This is a genomic window from uncultured Campylobacter sp. (assembly GCF_938031315.1).
Taxonomy (GTDB): domain Bacteria; phylum Campylobacterota; class Campylobacteria; order Campylobacterales; family Campylobacteraceae; genus Campylobacter_B.
Genome location: NZ_CALHHT010000528.1, coordinates 1 through 8,758 on the forward strand (window position 1 = coordinate 1; position 8,758 = coordinate 8,758).

The window sequence follows — 8,758 nt, forward strand, 5'->3', positions numbered from 1 at the left end:
TTGGCCGCAGCTGAAAAAGGCGGGGATGAGACGATGATAAAAAATTCTAAAAAAGCCCTTGCCAGCGCAAAAGAGCAACAAGACAAAACGGTGCTTTTTTGGGACGAGATAAATAAAATCGATCTTAGCAAAGGCGATGCCGTGCGAGGCGCCGAGACCTTTACAAATGCGGGCTGCACCGCATGTCATGGAGTAAAAAGTGCAAATATCTCCGCTCCTATGGACGCGGCAAGCGCTAGTGCCGCATACGGCGTCAATCCTCCGGATCTTAGCAGCGCAGGCTATCTATACACTGATAAATTCTTAGCTGCGCTCATCAAAGATCCGATCATGGCTCTTAAGCTAGATCAGAAATTTGGCGACGAAAAGCCTTTTCCGATGCCTGGATTTTTCGGTGCGGGCGGTGATCTAAATCAAGAGATCGCCGATATCGTAGCCTATCTAAAGTCGCTAGCTCCTAGCGAGGATAAACTAATCGCCTCTGAGGCTGCTGCTAGCGGCATCAAGCAAGGCACCGAACTAAATGAAGCGCAGAAAAAATTCCTTTTAAGTAAGGCGGTTTTTGAGGATGCTTGTCTAAGATGTCATGACGTCAAATATGATAAGCTCTTTGCATCCAGCGACAAGGCTAGCCTGGCTGCGTATATGGGCTCGACGCCTCCTGATCTTTCGATGATGATCCGTTCCAAGGGCGCCAACTATCTACACGAGTTTATCAACGATACGCAAAAGAAGCTTCCAGGCACTTCGATGCCGCGCGTAGGCTTGAACGAAAACGCTGAAGCCAAGGTCGTGGAATATCTAGCTGACGTAGGCGATAGTAAAAAAGCCGAGCGTGAAGCTACGACCATAAATATTATGATATATTTCTTGATCCTTTCTGTTTTTGCAGGTCTTTGGAAAAGCAAAATTTGGTCGAAACTTCATTAAAATTTTAGCAGTCGGAGTAAAATCCGACTGCCATTTAAAATTCCGCCATATCCTAAATTCTATTAAATTCCATCTATCAAAAAGCTCTTGCAATTGAGAATTTAGCCGCTTTCGTGCTTTATGATAACCGCTTTTTTTATTACTTTTTAAGATTTTTCTACATATAATTGCTACTTAATTTTGAAATTTAATGTATAAATTTAACTTAAGAAGGTTCAGATGAAATTTTTTAAATTTGCGATTTTGGCTCTTATTTTTCCATTTTGCATGTTGCTGGCGCAGACCGATTATCGCGCCGAAGCGGCGGCGATTAAAGAAAAATTTGCCCAGGCGGTTAAATTTTATGTAGACGGCAATAACTCGGAGGCCAGAAAGATAACCCAAGAGGCGTATTTCGGGCATTTTGAAAATTTAGAAGCCGGCATTCGCATAAATTTAAGTCAGAAAAAATCCTACGATATGGAGAAGCAATTCGGCGATATCCGTAAAGCGATCAAAGCTGAAAAGCCTCTAAATGAGATCCAAGCAATGATCGATAATCTAAATCGCGAGATTGACGAGGTTCTGCCTGTGATTGAATCTGGTCATCGTCTCGTAGCCGAGTATCAAGACGGAGGCGATGGCAGCACTTCTGCGCCAGCCTCAGGCGGGAATTCCGCAGCATCCGGTACAACTTCGCCGTGGATGAGCGTCTATACGGAATTTAAAGCTGAGCTGGATAACGCTAAAGCTGCGTTTGATAAGAAAGACACTGCTGCGCTAAAAGCTGCGCTAAATCGCGCTAAATTTGATATCTACCGCAACGTCTAGAGGAGGCGGTGCGAAAATATGTCTCGTCTCAGACCGATCAATCAATCCAGCAAATCATTGGAAATCTATTGCGCGAGGATGCGGATACGGACAAATCAAAATTTGACGAAGCGATAAACGCTTTAGATAATCTAGCATTAAAAGCCGTAAATGATTTGCCGCAAGAAAGCTACTCCATAGCGCCACAGACTGCGTTAGCACAAAGCGATACTAGCGAGGATGAGGGCAAGGATTTTACGCCGATTGTGCAAAATATCAAAGACAAAATGGCTAAGGTTTTGCAGCTTTACGAGAGCGGCAAGGTTGATGACGCGATCGATGAGAGCGGCAATATTTACTTCGACGAATACGAAGAGAGCGGCATGGAAAATATCGTTGGCGCCAAAGACACACAACTCAAGCTAGACACCGAAGCAAGCTTTAATAAAATTTCAGCTCTTATGCGCGCGGGCGCTTCCAAAGAGCAGATCGTAGCGGCGCAAAATAAGCTATTTGATCAGCTTACCCAAAGTATAGAGCTAACGAAGAAATCAAGCAACTGGGATCTATTCTTATACGCGTTTATCATTATCTTGCGTGAAGGATTTGAAGCGCTCATTATCGTAGCCGCAGTCATCGCTTTGCTTATAAAATCAGGCAATTCAAAGCACCTAAATATCGTTTACAGCGCTCTTGGCGTCGCGGTCGTGCTAAGTATTGCCACGGCTTACGGACTAAATTATATCTTCGGTAGTGAAAATGCAGGACAAACGCGCGAAGTGATGGAGGGCGCGGTAATGCTAATCGCCGTGGTGCTGCTATTTTATGTGGGATTTTGGCTTCTTTCAAATGCAAGCTCCAAAAAATGGACCGCCTATATCCAAGGTCAAATTTCAAGCAGCCTAAGCTCGGGCGATAGCAAGATGCTTTGGTGGACGGTATTTTTGGCGGTTTATCGTGAGGGCGCGGAAACGGTGCTATTTTATCTGGCGCTACTTTTCGATGCCAAGACTCCGGCAGCTACTAGCATGGTAGCGGCGGGTTTTGTAGCGGGTCTGGTAGCCCTAATCGTGGTCTATGTCATCATCAAAGAATTCTCGCTTAAAATCGCTATCAAGCCATTTTTCATCGCTACGTCAGTCATTATCTTTTATATGTCCGTCGTATTTGTGGGTAAGGGCGTGATGGAGCTAGTCGAGGGCAAGGTATTCGTGCCTACGGTGATAGACGGGCTTCCTACGATTACGTGGATCGGATTTTATCCTTACGTCCAGAGCCTCGTGCCGCAAGCGGTGATGATCGTGCTTCTAATCGCAGGAATTTTGATCTTAAAAAATAAGCAAAAAAACAAATCTTAATAAGGAGAGAAAAGATGAAAAAGATTTTTTCAGGTATGTTGGCGCTAAGCTTAGCCTCTGTTATAGCAATGGCAGGAGAGCATCCGATCGGCGAGCCGATTGAGCAAAATGGAATGGAGATCGCTGCTGTGTATCTTCAGCCTATCGATATGGAGCCTAAAGGCATCGATCTAGCTCCTAGCAAGGCGGACATCCACCTTGAGGCGGATATCCACGCTATCAAAGGCAACGCAAACGGATTTGGCGAGGGCGAGTGGATCCCTTACCTAAAGATCGCTTACGTGCTTAAAAACCTAGACACAGGTAAGATTCAAAAGGGAAATTTCATGCCGATGGTAGCTAGCGACGGCCCTCACTACGGCGCCAATATCAAGATGGTAAACGGTGTAGGCAACTACGAGCTAACCTACAACATCGAAAATCCAAGCGCCAACGGATTCGGTCGCCACGCAGACAAAGCGACCGGCGTAGGCAAATGGTGGGAGCCGTTCTCGGTTAAATACACCTTCCAATACACAGGCGCTCCTAAAGAGTAATCATAGATGGCTCCGCCGAGTCCGTTTTGGCGGAGCTCTAGCGGTATTGGGTTTAGCCGCACGCTTTAAATTTAAGGCAGTTACTTTAGCCCGTTTAAATTTGCCATTACGCCGCAGCCAAAGCGCATCGTTTTTGCTTTAATGCGTTTAAGCTTACGAATCTTTTAGTTGCGGCAAAATTTTAAAATTTAGCACGTCGCGAGGGTGAGACAAAACCAAAGCAATAGCGAGGCGAAATTTCTCTTTGCGGGCGGCTCTATTGCTGCGAACTTTTTGCGGGCTGATTTGAAATTTTAAAATTTACAAAATGGCGTAGGTTTTAAAATTTTAAAATTTAAGCAATTATAGGCGATTTACGCGCATTAGGCTCGATGAGGATTTTTAATGACGATATTTTTTTATCACGTTAGCTTGGCTCTGTTTCCGCTCGCGTTTTTAAGCGCGTATCTGGGCGGCAGGCGCTTTATCAGCGCATCGTTTTTGCCCGCGCTTTTAGGAGTTGTATTTGGGGCGCTGTGCTTTAGCGCATTTGCGCGCTCGGCAAACGCCGATACAGGCAAGATTATATTTGACGCGCTCGCACTTTTAACGCTGCTCGCGCTACTGTTTGCGTTTAGGCTTAAGCGATTCTATCTTACCGCTATAGTTATTTTTGCTCTTGGTTGCGCGTATGGATTTGAATACCGCTTCATAGGGATGAATTTTAAAATTTTCTCCGGCGAGCTGCTGGACAGCTTCAGCCTAACCAACCTCTTTATGGCGGTTTTAGGTGCGCTGGCGCTCATTTTATTCTATTTTATTTATCGCTCAGCTCTAGCGCGCGCGAGCAGAGGCGCAAAGCTAGTGTCGTTCGCTCTTGCGTGGGCGTTTGCCTTTATTGCTAAAATCGGCTTTTTAGGCCTTGATCTGCGCCAGGCAGACGCGCCGAAAGCGCTAGCTGCGCAGGGTTTTGAGGGACTTTCAAACGCGATCGGCTCGTCCGAGTTTCTAAGCGTCATCGCTAAAATCATCCATTACAACAACTCCTATCTGACGCTAGCTCTTTGCCTTATAGCCGCGCTAATTGCGCTGCTTACGGCATTTCGTGCGCCAAGGCGTGTGCCTCGCGAAGCGGACATTATAAAATTTAGAGAGGTTAAGGCAGGCAGATTCGCCATTTTTAGAGATTTTAGCCTGATCTTATCGCTTGGGATTTTAATCAGCTTTTTGGGGCTTTATTATATCTTGGTCGCCTCAAAACCGCCTACGATCGATGAGCCTAAGATTATCGAGCCGCAAGGCGCGGAATTCATAATCGATGCAAACATCGTAAAGGACGGCAAGCTGCACCGCTTTGCCTACGTCACCGACGACGGGCACAAGGTCAGGTTTTTTCTACTAAACCGCTTCACGGACAAATTTGCCCCGGTCGCGGTTTTTGACGCGTGCTCGATCTGCGGCGATATGGGCTATATCAAAAAAGGCGACGAGCTCATCTGTATCGCTTGCAACGTGAGGATATTTTTGCCTAGCGTCGGCAAGCTGGGCGGCTGCAATCCGATCCCGCTGGATTATAAATTTGACGGGCAAAATATCGTCATCGCGCTTAAGACGATCGAGGATGGCGCGTCCTATTTCTCGGAGATTGTGGATAAAAAGGTGATCGATCCGGTTAGTAGAAAAGAAATTTTAAACACCTCTAAATTTAGCTATCTTTACTACGGACGCACCTACTTTTTCGAAAGCGAAGCGAATGCAAACGCCTTTACCGCGCATCCCGAGCGCTATGTAGATGAAAACGGCACGCTAAAGGAGCTTAAATAATGTTTTTACGCATCATCAAATCCTCCATTTTAAACTCCAGGGATAGCAAAATTCTAGCGTTTTTGACCATATTTTTATCGGTCTCGCTGATCGCTTGCATGCTAAATATCACGCTAAAAATCGGCGATCAGGTCGCTAAGGAGCTACGCAGCTACGGCTCAAATATCGTAGTGCTACCGCGCTCGCAAAGCCTAAGTATTGAGATCGGCGGGCGCGAATACTCGCCGCTTAAGAATGACGATTTCTTAAAAGAGAGCGAGCTGCATAAGATCAAAGAAATTTTTTGGCGCAACAATATCACCGCCTTTGCGCCTTTTTTAACTACCCGCGCGGGAGATTACGACGTCGTGGGAACCTACTTTGAAAAGGACGTGGGCGTTAGCGACGAGCCTGATTTCAGATCGGGCGTGCGCTCGCTCTATCCGTTTTGGAGCGTAGAGGGACAGTGGGTAAAAGACGGCGCCGAGAATGAGGTGCTTGCAGGAGACGGGCTGGGGCTTAAGATCGGCGATACGGTTAAGCTTGGAGATTATGAGGTTAAGGTCGTAGGGATTTTGCACGGCGCGGAGGATGAAGCCAAAAAGCTGATCGCAAATTTATCTCTGGTACAAAAGCTAACGCACAAAGAGGGCCTCATCGCCAAGGCAGAAGTTAGCGCCATGACGATCCCGGAAGACGATCTGTCCGTAAAGGCAAGAAGGAGTCTCGATAATCTAGACGCTACAGAATACGACACATGGTATTGCTCAGCATACGTTAGTTCCATCGCATATCAGATCACCGAGGAGTATCCAAACGCAACTGCTAAGGCGGTGCTTAGCGTCAGCGAAGCTCAAAGCGGCATCACGAAAAAAATTCAAAATTTAATGGGCGTCGTAAGTATCTTATCTCTGCTGATTTCAAGCATCTGCATCACGAGCCTGCTAAGCAGCGAAATTTACAAGCGCAAAAAAGAGATCGGCTTGCTTAAGGCGCTGGGAGCGAGCAACTTTATGATCTATATCCAGTTCGCCGCTGAAATTTTTGTCATCTGCATAGCAAGCTCACTCGTGGGCGCAGTCGTGGGCTACGCGCTTAGCTGGGCGATCGCGTATCAAATTTTTGGCTCCTTTATCGGCGTCTCGCTTATGGTCTTTCCGCTTAGCATCGTCTTTGGACTTCTTATTTGCATTATCGGCTCGATCTTGCCGCTACGCGGAGTAATCAAACTACTGCCTGCGGAGGTGCTTTATGGTAGGAAATAACGGCGCGTTTTTTAGAAGCGCGATCTTTAAAAGTATCATCAACAGCGGCATTCGCAGCTTCGTGATTTTCGTCGCGATCATGCTAGGCAGCGCGGTTTGCGCGGCGTTCGTAAATATCTACGCCGACATCGATAAAAAGGTCGCCAGCGAGTTAAACAGCTACGGCGCAAATTTAATCGTAAGCCCTGCGAATTTAGAAAATTCCCATATGGACGAAGCGGCGCTCGATGCGAAATTTGCTAAAATCCCCGCACTGAAAAGCGCGAATAAATATCTTTTCGGCAGCGCAAATTTAGGCGTAAACTCAGGCATCATCATGGGGGTAAATTTCTCCTCTCTGCGCGATACTATGCCGTTTTTGGATCTTAAAGAGGGTTCGTTTATCGGCGTGGATTTCGACGATAAAAACGCGCTCATCGGGCAGGATCTTGCTAAGCTTTTGGGCGCGAAGCTCGGCGATAGTATCGAGATCACGCCGATCGGCTCAAACGAAACAAGCAAAGTAAAGATAAAAGGCATCGTCTATGACGGGCAGAAAGAGGATGGCATGCTGCTAATCTCGCTGCCGCTGGCGCAAAAAATTTTAAATCAGCCTGCGCAGGTAAATTACGCAGAAGCGATCGTAAGCGGCGATTTTAAGCAGCTTAGCGAAATTTCAAAAAGCCTGAGCGACGCTCAGATGAGCTTCGCGCCGATCGGCAAGGTATCCAAGACCCAGGGCATCATCTTAAATAAAATCAAGCTTTTGATGCTTCTTATCGGCATTACGATCCTTCTGATCACCTCGGTCTGCATCAATACGAGCCTTAGCTCGATCCTGCTTTCGCGTATCAAAGAGTTCGCACTCATCCGCGCAATCGGCGCGAGCAAACAAAATTTGCTCCACCTGATCCTGAGCGAAATTTTAACCGTCTGCGTCGCAGGCTCGCTAGTAGGGGTATTCGTGGGATACCTGCTCGCGATCTTGCTGGGGCATCTGATATTTTCAAGCAGCGTGGATTTTAGGCTGATTAGCCTCTTTGCGGCGGTCGCGCTGAGCCTGATTTTTGCGCTCGCGGCAAGCTACTATCCGATCAAAAAGGCGCTGAATCCGAATTTAGCGAATCTATTAAGGGAATGACATGGAAATTTTAAAATTTGAAGGCATCTGCAAATACTTCGGCGAGGTTAAGGCTCTCGATAATATCAGCTTCGACGTTTTAAGCGGCGAGTGGGTCAGCATAATGGGCCCAAGCGGCAGCGGCAAAAGCACACTCGTAAATATCCTAAGCCTGATGGACACCCCGACCGCGGGCAGATATATCCTGGGCGGAGCCGACGCGAGCGCGCTAAATGACGAGCAAATTTTAGAATTTCGCCGTAAAAAGATCGGCCTCGTGTTTCAGCAGTTTCACTTAATCCCCTATCTAACGGCCGTCGAAAACGTCATGTTAAATCAATACTACCACAGCTGCGTGGACGAGGACAGCGCCAAGGCAGCACTTGAGAAAGTAGGGCTCGGACACCGCATCACGCACCGCCCTAGCGAGCTTAGCGGCGGCGAGCAGCAGCGCGTCTGCATCGCTCGCGCACTCATCAATGATCCCGACATCATCATCGCGGATGAACCTACGGGCAACCTCGACGAGGCCAACGAGCGCGTGGTTTTGCAGCTCTTTCAGACGCTTCGCAGCGAGGGCAAGACGCTGCTTTTGGTCACGCACAACGAAGAGCTCGGTAAATTTGCCGACAAAGTGGTGCGCCTAAGACACGGTAAACTCGATCGAATAGAACTTTTGGATCAAAGCACGATGAAACATCATCTAGGCTCTCAGGATGAAAATTCAGATCGCGATTTAAGCCAAAGCGCTTCGCAAAGCTCTGGTGGCGAAGCTACGAGCGAGCAAAACCCCGCCTCTCAAAATTTAGATAGCGAAGATCGGGGCGCTGAAAATTTAAGTGGCGGAAATCAAGGTGCCAAAAATTCTAGCGCGCAAAATGACGGTGCATAAAATTTAGCTTGTAATGATGAAGAATAGAGCTACGTTAAAATTTAAAAATTTCACCGCCCGCCCGCGCTATTTTCGGGTTCGCTTAAGGCTCGCGCGAGCAGGTGCGG

7 protein-coding genes and 1 pseudogene are annotated in these 8,758 nt (G+C 47.2%); all 8 read left to right on the forward strand.

Annotation, left to right across the window (positions count from 1 at the left end):
• The coding region (locus tag Q0236_RS13095; protein ID WP_297918975.1) for a c-type cytochrome at positions 1-930 on the forward strand (930 nt) is incomplete at its 5' end.
• Between the two features lie 219 nt (positions 931-1,149).
• The gene (locus Q0236_RS13330) at positions 1,150-1,740 is read left to right on the forward strand and encodes a hypothetical protein (protein ID WP_367274756.1); all 591 of its coding nucleotides are present in this window, start codon (positions 1,150-1,152) and stop codon (positions 1,738-1,740) included.
• Between the two features lie 8 nt (positions 1,741-1,748).
• A complete protein-coding gene (locus Q0236_RS13100; protein ID WP_367274757.1) occupies positions 1,749-3,077 on the forward strand; it encodes an FTR1 family protein in 1,329 nt (442 codons plus the stop codon).
• A 14-nt stretch (positions 3,078-3,091) separates the two neighbouring features.
• Complete coding sequence (locus Q0236_RS13105) at positions 3,092-3,613, forward strand: iron transporter (protein WP_005869331.1); 522 nt, start codon at positions 3,092-3,094, stop codon at positions 3,611-3,613.
• Positions 3,614-3,997: 384 nt separating this feature from the next.
• Complete coding sequence (locus Q0236_RS13110; protein ID WP_297918978.1) at positions 3,998-5,416, forward strand: Fe-S-containing protein; 1,419 nt, start codon at positions 3,998-4,000, stop codon at positions 5,414-5,416.
• Positions 5,416-6,660 (forward strand): ABC transporter permease, encoded by a 1,245-nt coding sequence (locus Q0236_RS13115; protein ID WP_297918981.1) that lies wholly within the window; start codon positions 5,416-5,418, stop codon positions 6,658-6,660. The genes Q0236_RS13110 and Q0236_RS13115 overlap by 1 nt, the downstream gene beginning before the upstream one ends.
• Complete coding sequence (locus Q0236_RS13120; protein WP_297918984.1) at positions 6,647-7,780, forward strand: FtsX-like permease family protein; 1,134 nt, start codon at positions 6,647-6,649, stop codon at positions 7,778-7,780. Before Q0236_RS13115 ends, Q0236_RS13120 begins: the two co-directional genes overlap by 14 nt.
• A gap of 1 nt (position 7,781) precedes the next feature.
• Positions 7,782-8,420 (forward strand): annotated as a pseudogene (locus Q0236_RS13125) (ABC transporter ATP-binding protein); the annotation flags it as partial.
• Positions 8,421-8,758: the final 338 nt, after the last annotated feature.